This is a genomic window from Streptomyces sp. NPDC023527 (assembly GCF_055560115.1).
Genome location: NZ_JBVHJJ010000023.1, coordinates 1 through 15,987 on the forward strand (window position 1 = coordinate 1; position 15,987 = coordinate 15,987).

Here is a 15,987-nt window from a genome sequence, read left to right on the forward strand (position 1 = left end):
GGCCCAGCCGGGCTATTTCCAGCGCGGAGCGCTGGAATGGGCCGGATATTCTGCGGAGCAGAATTGGGCCGGAATGCGCGGAGCGAATTCCATTCCCTTTCGAATTGCAGCGTAGCGGAAATTTGCATTCGGTCGCAGACCGAATGAGGAAGCGCGGAGCGCTTGACTGTATTCCGAATCAAAACACCTACGGTCGAAATTCGAGAATTCCTAATTTCGAGTTTTTGTAATTCCGGAGGAATTGCTCCTCCTTTCAGGAGTGAATTCAGAAAGGAGGAGAGCGGGTTTATCCCCCTCCTGACGGTAACTGAGAGTAGAAGCGGAATAGGGGTCTCCGTGTTCGGTACGGCCAGCGCTACGTTTCTCAAGGGGGCCAGCTCCAGGGGGAAGGTATGGGAGGTGCGGTCTCATTTTCGCAGGTAAGATGAGGGGTCAACGTACCCGCTGGGGGTGCGTGCCTCCGGGTTCGGGGGTGTGGGGGTGAAGATCGGGCGGCATGCATCCCCGGTGGGGGCATCGGGAGCGGTCACGATCCGTAGCCGGGACTTGAGTGCGGCCATAAGAAAAGGGAATTCCCTTCCCGGCGGCGGGAGGGGAATTCCCCGGGGAAATTCGTGGGTCAGGCGGCGGCGATGATCAGTGCCGCGACTCCGAGCCAGAGTAGGTGCCAGGACTGGTCCAGGGCGTAGGCGCCGGTCCCGAGATGGGCTGCGGGGGTGCCCTCGGCGGTGGTGGGGGCGGCGGGGTGTGTGCCGGTCCCAAGGCTGTAAAACTCGCCCCTGCCGCAGATCTGGGCGAGGCGGGCGAGGGTGGTGCGGCGGTCGGCCCAGTAGTGGGTGCTGGCGTCGATGCCCAGTCCCAGGGTCAGTCCGGGGGCGCTCAGGGGCAGATCGAGGATCAGGGCGGCGGGTAACAGGACGGCGGCTTTGGTGAGGGTGAGTCCGAGGACGTGCCGGCCACAGGCGAGGCGTCCGGGCCAGCCGGGTCGGCCTTTGGCCGCGGCTTGGCATGAGGTCTGGACCCAGTGATCCCCCAGGCTGTGGGCGATGTACAGGGCGATGAAGACGACGGCGAACACGGATGCGGGGGAAGCGGCCATGATGGCGGTACCTCTCGTTGTGAGGAATGGCGGGAGACCCGGGGGCGGCCGGTGGTTATGGGGACCGGTCGGCCGCCCCCGGGGGCGATCAGCGCTGCTTGTGGGCCCGCTTCATGGCGGCGAGGATGTCGGCGGGGTCGCTGTAGCGGGTGTGGGTGGTGCCGTCCGCGTAGGTGGTCGTCTCGTTGCCGGTGGAGTCGGTGACGGTGGTGGTGGTCTGGCCGTTCTGGCTGGAGACGGTGGTGGTGGTCCCGTCCTTGTGGTGGGTGTGCATGTGCTGTCCGCCGTGCACGGTGCCGGTGGTGACGAATCCTTCGCTGAAGAACTTGCCCATGATTGCTCTCCTTTTAGGTAGTTGCGGTGGTTTGGTGCTGTTCAGTCAGTCATCGCCGAGCTGTACGGGGACGTCCTTATGGGTGTCGAAGGTGCCGCGGGCCCACGTCTCCCAGAAGGTCGGCTTGGTCTCGCGAATGACCTTCCGGCGGCTCTGGGCGGTGGACTTCACGACGTCCATCGCGAGGGCGAGGTCGCCGAGGGTGCCGCCGAGGTCGGCCTGGGAGCGGATGGCCGCGTCCCGGATGCCTTCCAGGCGCTTGAGGAGGCGGACGTCGAGGTCGTTGATGACGTCGTACATGTCGCCGGCCGTCATCGGGGCCTGTTCGGGGTGGCGGAGGTTCTTGCCGGTCCGCAGCATGCCCAGGGCCCATAGGGCGGTGTCGAACCAGTCGGCGAGGTCGGAGGCGGTTGCGCCGAGGGCCTGGGCCTCCTCGGGGGTGAGGCTGATGGTGATGTCCAGGCCGCCGCGGAGCGCTTCATCTCCCGTCCGGTAGCTGGGATTCGCGGGGGTGGTCATGGGGAGGGGCCCTCCTCGGGGTCGGGGGTACGAACTTTCGTACCCCACCAAGGTACGAAGGTTCGTACCCTCTCGCAAGGGTGCTGTCCATGATTCTTTGTGGCGTCGTGAAGTCGTGGCGTCGTGACGTCACTACTGGAAGGAAACCCCAGCTCATAGAGCTGGGATTGCCGTCTTACCGGTGGCGCCGTACTTGTCGGGCGAATCGCCGTACGGCGATCTCGCGGTATACGGAAGGGCCGATGTAGTGGGTGAGGATCAGGCTGACCCCCGTCCCGAGAGTGGGCCAGGGGCCGACGAGGGCGTCGCCGAGGAGAACCCCGCCGATCAGTAGGAGAAGCCCTATGGCCACGGCCAGGGCGTGCTCCTCGTTGTGCATCGTGCTGCACCTCCCCGTGATCGTGAGAGGTGGACGAGGGTAATGATCGGCACTGACAACGGCCCCTGGTTTTGTCACCGCCTGCGCCTACTTCAGTCGCTTCACCAGAGCTTTGCGGGTGGGTTCGTGCTCCCGGGCCAGCCGGAGGAGCTCGCGGATTGCCTCAGCCTTGTCCAGGCGGGTGCGGCCGGCATCCTCGCGCAGGGACAGCACGAAGAGGTCAACTTCTATGGCCTCCTCGGGGTCGACGCGCACGGTAAGGGCGACAGCGTCCGCGGCGGCGGGCGCGGGCCGGCGCCCGCCCCGGGCCCGGGGCCGAGGAGGCTTGCTGTTGTCAGTACGCCGTGACGTCGTGACGTCATTCTCGCTCGGGGGCGGCTCGGGGTCCCGCGGCCCGTCACCCACCTTCAGGGGGCTGACAGAGGGGACGAGGATCGGCCCGCGGAGAGGGGACGTGGCTGGGGGGATGTTGCGCTCGGCCGGGCTCATGCGGGGAGCTCCTTTACGACGTGGTCGGCCAGGAGCTCGAAGACGGCTCGGACCTCGCCGCTGTCGCTGACTTCGGAGAGCGGCTGGGCGAACTCGTCGGCGTTGGTGATCAGGGAGCGTCGGGGGACGACGCCCCAGACCTTTTCGCCGAAGATCTCGCGTACGCCGTTGAGCTGTCCGACGTGGGCGGCGAGGCGCATGTCGTAGGCGGAGACGACGACGCCGATGAACTTAAGCGCGGGGTTGGACAGGTCATCGCCGCTGGCCTGGACGAAGTCCCGGTAGCGCACTGCGGCTTCCACGGAGTCGTACTCCGGCTCGGTGGAAGCGAGGGCGTAGTGAGAGGCGGCGAGGGCCATCTGTGTCAGGTGGCCGAGCGAGGGAGGACAGTCGATCAGGGTGTAGTCGAAGTGGTCGTCAGCGCCCTTGAGCGCTTTGGCGAGGCGCCGGTGAGCGCCCAGTACGCCGGCTTCTGAGGTCCGGTCCTCCAGGGTGTACCGGGCAGGCATCACGGCGATGCGGTTGGCGTACTCCGCTGTCCATCCGATGGGCTGGATGACCTGGGCGGCGACCCCTTCGGCGTTCGCCTCGATTGCTTCGGAGGTAGTCAGCGGTGGCGCGTCCATGTTGTCCTGCCAACCCAGGCGCCGGGACGCGTTGCCCTGAGGGTCCATCTCGACTACCAAGACCCGCTTGCGCTTCTTCGCTAGGGCCTCGGCCAGACGCACGGCGAGGGTCGACTTCTTCGCCCCACCCTTGTTGTTGCCGATCGCGATCCGTTTAGCCATCGGTCCTCCATCGGTTTCGGTATAGAGGTGCAGCGTAGAGGGTATGAGGTGGCGTCACGACGTCATGGCCCCGCGACGCCAACACGGCTCCCCCGCCGGAGTAATCCTCTGCTTACTCCGGGCCCGCACCCGGACGGCCGGCCACGGCGGTGGCGCGCTGAGCGGAGCGCCCACGACGGGCCGAGCCACATCGCGGTAGCGGCTGCTCCCCCCCTCAACCACGGCCAGGTGGTTGGTCTCCTCACGCGTGTGCATCCGGGACGGCGGGAGTACGGCGCCCAGCCCCATTTCCGGGCCGCGGACACCGGCCGGGCCTGCGCCCTCGCCCCTCCTCCTGTAGCCAGCCGTATGTGCCCGAGTCCCCCCCCCAGGGGCGGGCGGCGGTAGGGCTAGGGGTGAGAGCGGCGGTCCTGGCGCCGCTCCAGGAAGCTCCGGACGGTGGCTGCGGCGACCAGGGCGACGGAGCCGCACGCCGAGATGTCCACGAGCAGTGGGTAGTGGCCGCCCCCGGCCGCGAACATGCCGACGAACACCACGAACCCGACGATTGTCGACCAGATGCTGATGCGGTCCATGGGGTGAAGTCTGCCCGCCGAGGGTGAGCCACGACCGCGGGAGAAGGGGGCCGGTCTGACGATCCGACAGGGTGGGCGAGAGACTGGGCAGGTGAACAACCGTCGCCCCCTCGGCACCGGCCCGGCCGCCACCGACACCGCTCCTGCGGCTTCCCGTTCGACCGCACCGACTGTGGCCGAGCGTGCCGCGGCCGCCCCACGCCCGGCCGAGGCCGCCGAGCTCGCCGTACGCCCGAAGGGTCGCCGCGTTTTGGGGTTGGGACCTGCCGGGCCGTGACGTCACGGCGCCACGACGTCATGAGGCCCACACCGGTTGCCCGGTGTGGGCCTCATGACGTCGTGGCGCGTCGAAAGACGCGCGGGGGCCGGTCGCGCTCAACGGCCGGCCCTCATTCCTTTCTGCGGAGCGTCCTGCTGCTCCGCAGCCCTGTCGATCCCCCACACGAGTGAGGCCCGGGCTGGTGATGGCTGTGAGGCTGTGAGTCTCCCAGCCCGTTCCCCTGGTGAGAGAACGGGCTGGGAGGCCGTGAGGGTCTTGCGGTTGGGGTGCGGCTTAGTAGCCGACGTGGTCGACGCGGGAGGCGGAGACGTCCAGCAGGCCCGGGTCGATGCCGTACGCGTCGGCGACGGGGGGGATGGCGGTCTCGTAGTCGGGCCCCTCGGGGCCTTCCATGGCGTCGAGGAAGGTCTTCACTTCGTGCCCGATCAGCATGCCGTGCATGGTCCCCTCCCACCACGTCCGGGAGATCTTCCATCCGCCGCTCGCGCTGACGTACAGCGAGCCGGGGTACTCCCGCTCCTCCTCGACCTCTTCGGCTTCCTCCCGGCCTTCCTCGGGGCCTTCCTCCGGCCCCTCGGGGGGCACGGGCGGTGCCGGGGGAGCGGTCGGCGGCGCCGGGGGAGCAGGGGGCGCCTCCGGAGCCGCTGGTGCCTCCTCGGCCTTCTTCTTGCCGCGGCCGAAGAGCCGCTTGAAGAACCCCCTCTTCTCTCCGCCCCCTCCGCCGCCTGACGGGCCCTCGGGAGGCGGCGGGGGCGGAGGTCCGGTCGGCGGTGCGGGAGGCGTCGGCGGTGCCGGGGGCGGGGTGGCCTCCTCTTCACCCTTGCCGCGGCCGAAGAGCCGCTTGAAGACCCCCATCACGCCTCCCTCGTCGTCAGGTAGTCATCCAGCGCGGCGTGCGCGCTCGTACCGCTCTCCAGGGCAGGCAGCAGGTCGGCCATAGGCGCGGAGCCCTCAGGGGTCCAGGCCCCGCCGGCTGTGCCCAGCCGCATCGCCTCAGGGGCGGCGGCAAGGGGGTCGCTCTCGTCGCTGGTGTACGTCGCTGCGTCCACGTAGACGCTGAGCGGGAGGCGGCCGGTGCTGGAGATGTGGGCCAGGTCCCGGTACATGTTTGCCGTGGCGTGCGCGATGACCATGTGGGCCCAGTCGGGCCGGTAGTAGATGTCCTTCTCGTAGAACCCGCCGGTGGCCCGGTCGCGCTGCGGACCCGCCGCGCGGGCCAGGTAGCCGCGGAAGGACTGATAGATCCGCCCGTTGACCTGCTTCGCCCACCGGGCACCGGGGCGCCCCTCCTCGGCCGCGGCGACGATGCGCTTCCGCCCGGGGGCCAGCAGCTTGTACATCCCCTCCAGCGCGCGCTTGCTCGTCGGCCAGTAGTACGCCTCCAGGATCTCCGGCTCCCAGTCGGGATAGAGGTACTCCTCCCGCAACAGCTCGATGTCCGGGGTCCGTAGCCAGTACCCGCCGTCGGGGGTCTCGCGGAACACGAACGGCGGCAAGCCGGTGATGCCGGTGCCCGGCACCGCGGCCACTCGCCAGTACCCGGCGGCCTGCTTGTTGAAGGCCAGGCCGCCGCCCTCGTGGTGGACGGGCTCCCCCACGCCGAGGCGCACGCTGCTGAACGCGCCGAGCCAGGCCGCGGACTTGTCGTACTGGTGCAGCATCGTGGCGCCCCGCTCGGCTTCGGTCGGCGGCCGGTGCCACTTCTGCGGGACCATCAGCGGCACCCGGTTGCCCAGGGCGGGTGGCACCTGGCGGTTACGGACGGCCTGGCACAGGACGTCGCTCCGCTCGCGTCCGCCGGCGAAGTCCTCGCCGGTGCGGTTGACCGACAGGTAGAACGGCACCACCTTCGGCCGGTCCTGGGGCCCGTGGAGGGTGGAGAGCAGGTAGACCATCAGCGCGTCCAGCAGCGCTGCCGGGGTGGGGGCGCCACCGAATCCTCCTCGGCCGTCCTGCCCCGCCTTGTCGATCCGGTCGTCGTACATCGGCAGCGAGAGGTGCAGTCGCTCGGTCTTGCTCATCACCAGGGTCATCCATGAGGCGAGGCCCTCGGGTGCCATGTCGGCGATGGGGGAGCCCTCGCCCCGGGTCGCCCAGGGGTGGGCCACGGGGGTCTGTGGGCCGGTCGTGGTGTGCGGCACGCCGTCGGAGTGCCGGCGCTCCAGGGAGGGCAGTTCCTTGCGCTCGGTGTAGGTGGGCAGACCCATGGCCAGCGCCGCGGATTCGTGTACCCACAGGGTCCGCAGCTTGTAGGCGGACATCAGGGCCGGCACCTCGTCAACGGACGCCGGCATGGGCACGGCGACGGGCTCGCAGTTCGGCAGGTGAAGCCCGTCCGCGCCGAGGACCGCGAACCGCGTGGCCCACAGCGTCCGCCCGGCCGCCTTCGCGGCGAGGGCCGCGAACGCGCGGTCCGTGACCTGGGCGGCCGGAGCCGGATAGGTCACGGCCGGCGGTGCGGCCGGCATCGGTGGGATGGACGTTTCGGGGGTGGGTCCGGGGGTGGGTCCGGTCTCCTCCTTAAAGTCCCGGAGCGAAAGGGTGGGTCCGGTGGGTCCGGTGGGTCCGGTGCAGGTCAGAGGCTTGGATTCTGGACCCACCCCCCCTGTTTCGGGGTGGGTCCAGGGGGTGGGTCCGTTCGGGAACTCCGGGTCGGAACCGTCGTCGGGAGCGTCGTCGGGAGCGAAGTTCGCGGCGGCTTTGTTGGTGTTGAAGCAGTGCATCCGGCGCCCGACCTTCCCCCGGATCGACTGAGGCAGAAGCCGCTGCGCGTGCTTGCCATCACCCCGGACGTGAACGCCCAGTTCGTCGAGTTGCCGGAGCGCGGCGGTGACGTTGTCGATACCGACATCGGTGGCGGCTTGCCGTACGACCGGGTCCACCACCCACCATTCGCCCTTCCCAGTGCGGTGGAAGCCGCGCGGGCGCCGGAAGCCTTCCTCCGCGACTGACAGCAGGTTCTCCATCTCCGGGAACGCCGACGCCTCGATGCGGAGGGCGTCGAGCGCGTTCCACAGCCGCTCGCCGTCCGGCACGTTCGCCTCGGCGGCTACCTCGATAGCGGCCTGGAGCCGGGCGGCGGCCTCGGCCTCGGCGGCCTCGCCGATGCCGGGAACGCCGATGGCTTCGCCGAGCATGTACGCCCCGACGACCCACGCCATGTGCAGCTCGGCGATCGTCGCGGCGATGCCGCCCTGGGCTGGGCGGTACTTCGCGCACAGCTCCAGGTGGAATCGCTTGATCTGCTTCAGGTTCTCCGCTCGGTACATCCCGCGCCGGATCGCCCACTCCAGCGGCCACCCGCCCGCCGCCCGCGCCAAGCGCTTGAGCCGCTTGGAGATGTGCTCCGCGCCGCCGTGACCCGGGTCGGCCGGCGCCCCGTCCGCCGTGACCATCCGGTTTGGGTAGAACGGGGCGGACACCTCCTGGAGGCGGGTGGCGAGGTCTTCGGTCTGGCCCTCGTACTTCAGCGGCTCGTTGCTGGTGCTGAGCGCGGTGGACAGCCAGAATCCGTCCGACTCCCGGGGGGAGCCGTCCGCGGTGCCCATCGCCCGGATCGCACCCGAGACCATCTGGGAGATCTCCCGCGCGGACTCTTTGATGGTCCGCCCCGAGCTGCTGTGTTCGTCCATCCCGATGGGGAGGAAGCCGCGCTGCCGCAGGGACTGGGTGATGCCCTGCTTGGAGGAGTTCCACGTGATCATGAGCTGTTGCCGCCGCGGCTTCAGGTCTCCGAAGCACGCGCACGCCACGGTCAAGATCGTGGACTTTCCTTGCTGGCCGGGCCCGTAGCAGTTGACCATGTGGGCCAGGACGTCCAAGGAGTCCAGGACGGGGCCGACGAACATGGCGCCGGTGACGAGGGCACTCCGGCCGTCCATCGTGGTCCAGGCGCCGATCTCCTCCCACGCCTGGCGGGCATCGTCCTCGGTGCCGCGCAGGACCCGGTAGCCGAGGGTCTGGGCGTCGGCGTCGGGGAAGACGAGGTCTCCCACCTCGTTGTAGTACGTCCGGGCGGGGGAGGCGGGTGCCTTGTCGCCCTCCTCGCGGATCAGCCGGGCGAACGCGTGCCGCTCGTCGTTCCCGGTCGGCCGGCGGGCGCCCAGCTTCGCTGCCCACGTGCCGCGGTCGAGTTCGTCCTCGGTGATGATGCGGGGCCGTCGCTGGCGCTTGCCGAGGGCGAGGTACTCCGTACGAATGTCCTCGCCTTCGTCGGTGAGGTGGACAATTTGGGCCGTGATCTTCGGAACTGTGCCGATCGGCAGGACCGGGCCATCCTTGCCCTGCCGGTGGAAGATCGTGCGGTCGTCCTCGCGGTAGTACCAACCTGCCTTCATGCCAGCGATGGGCCGGCATCCTGCTGGGACGCCGTCGCGGTCGAGGTTGGAGACCGTGCCGCCCTGCTGCTTGGGGATGCTCGCCGTCTGAGACGCGGGAGCACTCGTGTGGGCCACTGATGCCTTTCCGGCCCACCGCCGAGCGGGACGCGGGAACGTCGCAGCTCGGGAGGGGGAGAAATCTCCTCCCCGCTCCCTTACACTCGGCAGCAGACCTATTGGACGGTCACCGAGAGCCCCAGCCGGGGCCGCGTGTTGCAAGCACGCGGCATACAAACCCGCGATGGGGCTCTCGGTTTTTATACGGATCTTGTTTTGTGTGGGGTGCAGCCTACGCCCTGCGTCGGCTAGCTCACTCCGAGTTCGTGCCGGCCTGGCCGCGCAGGATGCCGAGGATCTCGCTCAAGGTCTCCTGGTGCTGTGCGAGCGTCGCCCGCACCTGCTCCTGACCCTTCTCCAGTCGGTCGAGCGACGAGGTGTGGTTGGCCAGCGCGATGGTGTGCTCGGTCTGCTTGTCGATCACCCGCTGCAACTTCTCGTTGAGGATGCGGGCCATCTCCTGGCTGATCGGATCTTCGGGCACGGTAGTCCTTCCGGTGGTCAGTCCAGTGTGCGGGAACGCAGCTCGACGCCGGACCGCTCAAGCGCGGTCCTCCTCGGTGGTGGCGTCGTGGCGTCGTGACGTCACGGCTGGGCGCTTCGCACGGATCTCGATCCCCGCGTCGGCAAGCCACCCGTACAACGTCTTCGAGCTGACGCCGGCAATCGCACGGGTGCGGCTGCGATTCGCCCCGAGGCGAACAGCAGCCAACGCGGCGTCTCGTAGCTCGCGGTCCAGCTCACTCATGATTCTGGAGCGGCGTTCGGACACCTCTGCTACGTGCCGCAGGGCTACAGCCTGCTGCTCCTCCGGGATCTCAACCATGGCGCGAGCCTAGTGCGCAGGACCCTTGGAAACAACAAGCGAGATGACGTTGTTTCCAAGGGTCCTTTGCCGTAGCGTCGTTTCCGCAAGGCGCCCCGGCCGGTACGGCGGGGATCGGGCATTCGTATGTGCCCCACAACCGAAGACGGCCCCGCGCCGGTGCTGGACACACCACGCGCAGGGCCTGAGACCGAACCACCTGACACAACCAGGAGGTCGATCCTGTGATGGATCGTATCGGTGCGCTTTTGGCGCACGACTACAACCCCACCACCGAGCCCGCCACGGCCGACGCCCTGCGTCGTGCTGAGGAGGCCGCCCGTGCCGCCCAGGCCGCCCGCGAGGCCGCCGAGGCGCAGAAGGGCGGGGCCCGGTGATCCGCCTGATCAGCGCCGCCACCCTCCGTGCCCTGCGCGAGGCCCTGGCCGAGGCGGAGACTGCCGCCTTGACGTACTCGGATGAGGCGAACACCTGGCACGAGGCGTTCAAGGCCGCCGACGACCGCGCGGCCCAGGCCGAGGCGAGCATCGGCGAGGCCCGGGCCGAGGCGGACGCCGCGAACACCACGTCCGGGGACCTGGCCGCGGAGGTACGGCGGCTGCGGGAGTCCCTGGAGGACGCCCTGGCCGCGGAGAAGAAGGCCCTCGGCTGTGTCGCTGCCCTCGAAGGTGAGGTGACGACGCTCGGGGAGGCCCTGAAGGAGTGGCAGGCCACGCGGCAGGGCGTCCGCTGGTTCTACGTGATGTGCCGGGATGGGGAGCCGCTCAGCATCCACGACACCCGGCAGGACGCCCGCGCCGCCGCCGACGAGGTGGTCGGCTCGCCGCGGCTCTGGCAGTCGACCCCGGTCGGGGCGCCGCTGCCCCCGGGTGGTTGGGCTGTTGTACCGGTCCCGCTGCCGGCCGTTGCCGCCCGGGCGCTGGCCACCGAAGAGGGGGCCCGGCCGTGAGCATCCGCCGTGAGACCTGCGATGACGACGAGCGCCGTACCGGTGCCCTGTTGGATGCCCTGGACGCGTTCGCCGAGGCCCGCGACCCGCACCACACCGCGGACCTGACGGAGTTCGAGGAGGTCATCTTTTACGGCGTCGCGGGTGACCCCGCCCAGCCGTACCCGCCCGCCGGGCACGACTTCCCGCGGAGGGGCTGACTGATGAGTGACCGACTCGAAGCGATCCGCCGCCGGGAGTTGTGGCCGCTGACCTCGCGGGAGAAGGCCCGCCTGGTGGCGCTCGGGACCCGGGCCAGCACCCAGGTGTACCGCGGCAAGTCCACGGCCGCCGCCGATCGTCGCATGGACGCCGTCTGGGCCGAGGCCGCCGCGCGCGTCCAGGCCGAGGAGGACGCCCACGCCGCCGCCGAGGCCGCCAAGCGCACCGCGAAGGCGAAGGCGAAGGCCGACCGCAAGGCCGCGCGGGGGTGGTGGTGATGGGGCAGCAGAAGTTCATCCCGTTGCCCCGCCTGACGAGCGCGCTGGACAAGGTTCTCGCGGCGGCCGGAGGTCGCTGCCAATGCGAGTGCGCGGAGCACCCGCGACGCGTGTGCGACAACCGGCAGCCGGACCGCCCCGTGTCCCTGCTCGCGGCGCCGCTCGATCTGACCCTCCCGCCCCAGGCCGCCGCCCGTGTCCCCGTGACCGAGTTGCGCGCGTGGTGCAGGCCCTGCCACCAGAAGGCCGCCGCATGGCAGCGCGCGGACGCCAAGGAACGCTGCAAGCGCGAAAGCCTGCCAGACCCTCTGTTCGATCTCTGATCCCGCCCTCCTGCTGGTGACGTCATGACGCCGTGGCGCCATGACGTCACCAGCTCCCCGAAAGGACTGGTAGTGAAGAAGAAGGAAGTCCGGATGGTCCCGTACACCCGGGACGGCAAGACCCACTACATCCCCCAGGAGGTGCCCGCGCCCCCCCCGCTGCCGAAGGCGCCGGCAGACTGGGACTCGATCGCCCTGAAGGGGGCCACGGGCCTCGTGCTGGTGCTCACCCTCGCCGCGGTTGCCTGGTCCACTGTCAGCATCGGCACCCTGCTGGGCGGTGGCGTCGGCTACGCGGCCGCCGGTGTGTTCGACGTCGCCTGGGGCGTGAACATCATCTTCGAGTGGCTAAGCCGCTTCGACCCGAAGAAGCGTCGATTCTCCCAGGTGCTCGGGTGGGTGCTGCTGGCCGTGACGATGGGCGCGATCCTTTGGGAGGGCCTGGAAGCTGGTTCCCTGCCCCTGGCCGTGGTCGGTGCGTCCGTCTCCCTGGTCGCCAAAACCCTGTGGCTCGGTGTCATGCGCTTCATCGACCGGGACCTGTCCGCTGCCGATCAGCACTGGGTCAGCGCGGAGATCAGCGGAGCCAACGCGACGCTTGCCGTGGCCTCGGTGCGGCGCCAGGTGGCTCGTGCCCAGGCCCGCGCGGCGGGGGAACTGCTGGCCGCGGAGCGGCTGCACCCGGCCATGACCCCGGCTGCCATCGACTTCAATCCTGAGCCCGAGCCTGACCCGGTACCGCCCGCCGGCACCCGCGACGAGCTGACCCTTCGTCGTGCGGTCCGCGCGATCCTGGCCGACGCCTCCGGCCGTACGGTCGCCCCCGCGGACATCTCCAACGAGGCGTCGGACGCGATCGAGGCAGCCCGCGAGGACGGGTGGACCGTCCGCGAGGTCTACGACACCGCCATGCAGGCCCGCCGGTCCGGGCGCCCGGATGCCCGCCCCGCGCCGGTGTCCGGCGTCCGGGCGGATGCGGCCGGATATCCGGCGGATGGGCCATCCGGCCAGGTCAACGGGGCGGATGCGGCGTCCGGCATCCGCCCGGATGTCCGCCCCCGGCTGGAGGGGGACCTGGTGTTGGAGCACCGGCCGCCGTCGATGCGGGCCACAGTCCGGCGATTGGTGTCGGACGGGCTGACGGACGCGGACTACATCGCCCGCGCCCTGGCCGATCGGTTCGGCAGGGAGACAACTGACCCGAAGTACCTGGAGACCGTGAAGCGCCACGTCCGCGCCGCCAAGCAGGAGCTTCACCAGGGCGACGACGGATTGGGCCGGACCTATCTGTAACGGGCAGGCAACAGCCCTGCCGGGCAACCGGCCTGCCTCTTCCCGCAGTTGTGTGACCCGGGTCACGCTGATTGACCGTCACACCACGAGCCACGCCGACCACCTGTAGCAATCGAACTCCGCGACCCCTGTCCATAGAAAAAGGGCCGCAGAGTGTCAGACCCACCAGAGAAGATCGGCCCCTACGGGGGCGTAGTCCGGGGAATCGTCCCGCCCGGCAGGACTCCTGCCAGAGACCACACCTGCCGGGCGGGCGGTCCCCCTCACGGAGAAGAGGGGACTCGGTGCAGATCCTGACCCAAACGCCCACGCTCCACACGGCGACAACCAGCCCCGCACCCACACCGGGTGGCGGGGCACCCTCGATCGAGCTGTCCCACATCGCTCTCCCTGGCGGCGGCGGCCTCCTGGTACTCGCGCTCGTGGCCTACGCGCTGTTCGGCAACGGTTCCCGCCGCAACGGCCTTCTGGACCGGCGCACCATCCGCGCGCTGCGCGGCGGAGGCGGCGGCCTGGGGAAGCTCATCAACGGCCTGTTCAAGGTCCTCGGCGCGACGCTCGGCTGGCTCGGTGCCGTCCTCCTCGGCCGGGAAATGTGGGGCGAGGCCCGCAGCAACGCCACCTTCTGGAGTGCCGGCACCAGGCCCGCCCCGGAGACAGCGGCGGCCGCGGTCGCCTCGCTCGGCGCCGCCGCCGCGGCCCCGGCCAGCGTCAACCTGATGAAGCAGGCCCAGCCGCGCGAGTGGGCCGTCCGCGTCGCCCAGGCGGTCCGTACGTACGACGGCAAGGGTGTCCGCGTGCTGGAGATGGCAGGGAAGGCCATCCGCCGGGCCTGGAGCGTCCTCGCACGGGTGGCCCTGGCCGTTTGGTCGGTCCTGGCCGTGCTGGGCCGCGCCTGGGCGGCCTGGCACTTCTGGCCGTACGCCTGCCGCTCGCTCGCGCGCCTCGGCGGTCTGGCCCTCGCCCTGGCCCTGTACGTCCCGGCCTGGCGCGGCTGGGCCGTCGTCGCCCTCGGCGCCGGCATCCTGGCCTTCCTCGCCGCGGCCATCACTGGCCCGGCAGGACTCGGGTACTGGGGTCGCACGTCGAAGCGCCTCCCCGACGATCAGGTGTTCGGCCCGCCCCTGTGGGTCCTCCTCCGCCAGGACCTGAAGTTGCCGGAGACGGAGCAGCGCGACCAGTGGCTGCACCTCGTCCCGGACCTGAGTGTCCCGGACGCAAAAATCACCGTGCGCCTGCCCTGGACGTTCCGCGGCGACCAGGGCGAGCGGGAAGCCCTCACCTCCCTCGTCAACTCGCGCGTACCAGGGGAGTGGGTCGCGAAGTGGGACTTCACGAGTGAGCACCACTACGGCCAGTGGACCCACAAGCCGCCGCCCAAACCCAAGCCTGAGTGCCCCGACTACGTCGACTTCTTCGCCGACGACATTCAGGAAGCCATCGCCGGTTGCGTAAAGGGTGAGGTCATCCTCGGCAAGGATGAGAACGGCGAGATCCAGAAACGTCAGTTCGCCGGAGAAACCCCGCACTGGGCACTATCGGTCGGGAGCGGCGGCGGAAAGTCGGCGTTCAATGTGATGGTGGCTGTCCAGCTCATTGCGCAGGGCTACCACACCATCGTGGCGGACGTGAAGCGCAGCAGCGTGAAGCCCCTCGAAGGAATTCCCGGCGTTCACATCTACAACGACCCGAAGAACCCTCAGGACATGCGCGCGGCGATCGATTGGTTCAAGGCGGAAATTGACGCCCGGTCATACATGAAGGACAAAGAGCCCGGCATCGAATTCCCCGGTCTCCTCCTCCTCATCGAAGAGGCAAACGAATTCGCGGACATCTCCAAGGGATGGTGGGACGACAACCGCAAAGCGCGAGCCGACGAATTGGGCCCCGCCGAGCGGGCGTCCGACCCAATCTGGGGTGAAGTCGCATCAGCAGCCCGACTCGGCCGATTCGTCGACGGAAACATCCTCGCCGTATTCCAGGATCTCCGGGATCAGGCACTCGGCGGAAAGGGCCTACGGAACCTCTTCCGCCTCAAGTTCATGGGCAACTTCAACTCCAATCAGTGGAAGAACGTCATCGGCACCACACCGATCCCGGATTCCGTGGACAAAGCCGGTCGCATGATGCTGGTGGAGGGAAACGCCCATACCTGGATCCAGACCCTTTACGGCGACGGTGACGCCCTTAAGGCGTGGGCCCTGGAGCGCCGCGGGGAACAGGACTTCGACCCCACCGCCGGCCTCTTCGGAACCCCGCCCCAGCGCTCCCCCGAGCGCCTGCCGCAGCTCCTGGCAGGGGCGTCACGTGACGACGGCCCTCGGAGGCCCCTGGAAGCCCTGGAGGGGGGTCTCGGCGGCGAAACCGCAGGTCACCCGTCACACCAGGACGACTCTGTGACGGGTACAGACGCCGACGTGACGGCCTCGCGTGACAGGCTCCGCCTCATCCCCGGCCAGGGCGGGCAGGGAGCCCCAGACAGCGCCCAGGCGGACCCCACTGCCCCGCCGGAACTCCTGACGCTGGCCGAGATCTCCCGCCGCCTGGGTCCGGCCGATGGGGTGCCCAAGTACGACACACTCCGCCAGCACAAGGCACGGTGGGACGACTTCCCGAAGAGCACCGAATACAAGGGGAAGGAGTGCTACACCGAATCCCAGATCCTGGCCTACTACGCAGCACGGGAGAGGAAAGCATGAGGTACATCAAGTTCATGGCACTGATCGTCTTCATAGGCGTCATCGTCGGGTCACTCGCAAAATAGCCTGACCTGCGGAAACATGGTAGACCCCCTCTCCGGAGGGGGTCTATTTGCATATCTGAGACCCCTTCTGATACCTTGCTAAGCAATTCGATAAAGCCCTAGAAAGGGGTCGAAAATGAAAGAGGAAAAGCCCTGCGATAACTGCGGAGAAGCGTGCGGAGATCCGTACTGCGGGAAATGTCCGCACTGCGGGGGAGAATTCGAAGAAGATTATGCGAATTGGCCTAACCCGTGCGAGAAATGCCGTCTGGAAGAATTCAATGCGCAGACTCTAAATCCTCCTCCATTCGACCCGTGAAACACCCCGAGCGCGAAGCGCGAGGAATTCAGATTCAATTGCCTAAAGCGATATGAATTGCGCTCCTTTTGCGCACAAAAGGCCCCGAAGCGCGAAGCGCGAGGAATTCGGATTCAAATTGAATTCGCACCGCGAATTCTTATGCCCGGCTGGGCC

At 68.9% G+C, this 15,987-nt stretch carries 18 protein-coding genes; 7 read left to right on the forward strand and 11 right to left on the reverse strand.

The window, feature by feature from the left end:
- Positions 1-619 precede the first annotated feature (619 nt).
- The 11 genes from ACZ303_RS31525 to ACZ303_RS31575 form a co-directional block, all read right to left on the reverse strand.
- On the reverse strand, positions 620-1,099 hold the full coding sequence (locus ACZ303_RS31525; protein WP_467318601.1) for a transcriptional regulator: 480 nt from the start codon (positions 1,097-1,099) through the stop codon (positions 620-622).
- Positions 1,100-1,187: 88 nt separating this feature from the next.
- The gene (locus ACZ303_RS31530; RefSeq protein ID WP_467318599.1) at positions 1,188-1,433 is read right to left on the reverse strand and encodes a hypothetical protein; all 246 of its coding nucleotides are present in this window, start codon (positions 1,431-1,433) and stop codon (positions 1,188-1,190) included.
- Between the two features lie 45 nt (positions 1,434-1,478).
- On the reverse strand, positions 1,479-1,952 hold the full coding sequence (locus ACZ303_RS31535; protein WP_467318598.1) for a hypothetical protein: 474 nt from the start codon (positions 1,950-1,952) through the stop codon (positions 1,479-1,481).
- Positions 1,953-2,127: 175 nt separating this feature from the next.
- The gene (locus ACZ303_RS31540; RefSeq protein WP_467318596.1) at positions 2,128-2,331 is read right to left on the reverse strand and encodes a hypothetical protein; all 204 of its coding nucleotides are present in this window, start codon (positions 2,329-2,331) and stop codon (positions 2,128-2,130) included.
- Between the two features lie 87 nt (positions 2,332-2,418).
- Positions 2,419-2,820, reverse strand: coding sequence for a hypothetical protein (locus ACZ303_RS31545; protein WP_467343915.1), 402 nt, complete (start codon positions 2,818-2,820; stop codon positions 2,419-2,421).
- A complete protein-coding gene (locus tag ACZ303_RS31550) occupies positions 2,817-3,608 on the reverse strand; it encodes a ParA family protein (RefSeq protein ID WP_467318592.1) in 792 nt (263 codons plus the stop codon). The genes ACZ303_RS31545 and ACZ303_RS31550 overlap by 4 nt, the downstream gene beginning before the upstream one ends.
- A gap of 389 nt (positions 3,609-3,997) precedes the next feature.
- Positions 3,998-4,183, reverse strand: coding sequence for a hypothetical protein (locus tag ACZ303_RS31555; protein ID WP_467318591.1), 186 nt, complete (start codon positions 4,181-4,183; stop codon positions 3,998-4,000).
- A 553-nt stretch (positions 4,184-4,736) separates the two neighbouring features.
- Positions 4,737-5,318, reverse strand: coding sequence for a hypothetical protein (locus ACZ303_RS31560; RefSeq protein WP_467318590.1), 582 nt, complete (start codon positions 5,316-5,318; stop codon positions 4,737-4,739).
- Positions 5,318-8,800, reverse strand: a complete 3,483-nt coding sequence (locus tag ACZ303_RS31565) for a DUF927 domain-containing protein (RefSeq protein ID WP_467318588.1) — start codon at positions 8,798-8,800, stop codon at positions 5,318-5,320. Before ACZ303_RS31565 ends, ACZ303_RS31560 begins: the two co-directional genes overlap by 1 nt.
- A gap of 352 nt (positions 8,801-9,152) precedes the next feature.
- On the reverse strand, positions 9,153-9,383 hold the full coding sequence (locus ACZ303_RS31570; protein ID WP_467318586.1) for a hypothetical protein: 231 nt from the start codon (positions 9,381-9,383) through the stop codon (positions 9,153-9,155).
- Positions 9,384-9,440: 57 nt separating this feature from the next.
- Positions 9,441-9,725, reverse strand: a complete 285-nt coding sequence (locus ACZ303_RS31575) for a hypothetical protein (protein ID WP_467318585.1) — start codon at positions 9,723-9,725, stop codon at positions 9,441-9,443.
- 227 nt (positions 9,726-9,952) lie between these two features.
- On the opposite strand from ACZ303_RS31575, the gene ACZ303_RS31580 reads away from it, so the two are divergent.
- The 7 genes from ACZ303_RS31580 (at position 9,953) to ACZ303_RS31610 (ending at position 15,468) form a co-directional block, all read left to right on the forward strand.
- Positions 9,953-10,102 (forward strand): hypothetical protein, encoded by a 150-nt coding sequence (locus ACZ303_RS31580; RefSeq protein WP_467318584.1) that lies wholly within the window; start codon positions 9,953-9,955, stop codon positions 10,100-10,102.
- Entirely contained in the window at positions 10,099-10,674 is a 576-nt protein-coding gene (locus ACZ303_RS31585; protein ID WP_467318582.1) for a hypothetical protein, read from the forward strand. Before ACZ303_RS31580 ends, ACZ303_RS31585 begins: the two co-directional genes overlap by 4 nt.
- A complete protein-coding gene (locus ACZ303_RS31590) occupies positions 10,671-10,874 on the forward strand; it encodes a hypothetical protein (RefSeq protein ID WP_467318580.1) in 204 nt (67 codons plus the stop codon). The genes ACZ303_RS31585 and ACZ303_RS31590 overlap by 4 nt, the downstream gene beginning before the upstream one ends.
- Positions 10,875-10,877: 3 nt before the next feature.
- Positions 10,878-11,153, forward strand: a complete 276-nt coding sequence (locus ACZ303_RS31595; protein ID WP_467318578.1) for a hypothetical protein — start codon at positions 10,878-10,880, stop codon at positions 11,151-11,153.
- Entirely contained in the window at positions 11,153-11,476 is a 324-nt protein-coding gene (locus tag ACZ303_RS31600; RefSeq protein ID WP_467318577.1) for a hypothetical protein, read from the forward strand. The genes ACZ303_RS31595 and ACZ303_RS31600 overlap by 1 nt, the downstream gene beginning before the upstream one ends.
- A gap of 72 nt (positions 11,477-11,548) precedes the next feature.
- On the forward strand, positions 11,549-12,769 hold the full coding sequence (locus ACZ303_RS31605) for a hypothetical protein (protein WP_467318576.1): 1,221 nt from the start codon (positions 11,549-11,551) through the stop codon (positions 12,767-12,769).
- Positions 12,770-13,053: 284 nt separating this feature from the next.
- On the forward strand, positions 13,054-15,468 hold the full coding sequence (locus ACZ303_RS31610) for a hypothetical protein (RefSeq protein ID WP_467318574.1): 2,415 nt from the start codon (positions 13,054-13,056) through the stop codon (positions 15,466-15,468).
- Positions 15,469-15,987: the final 519 nt, after the last annotated feature.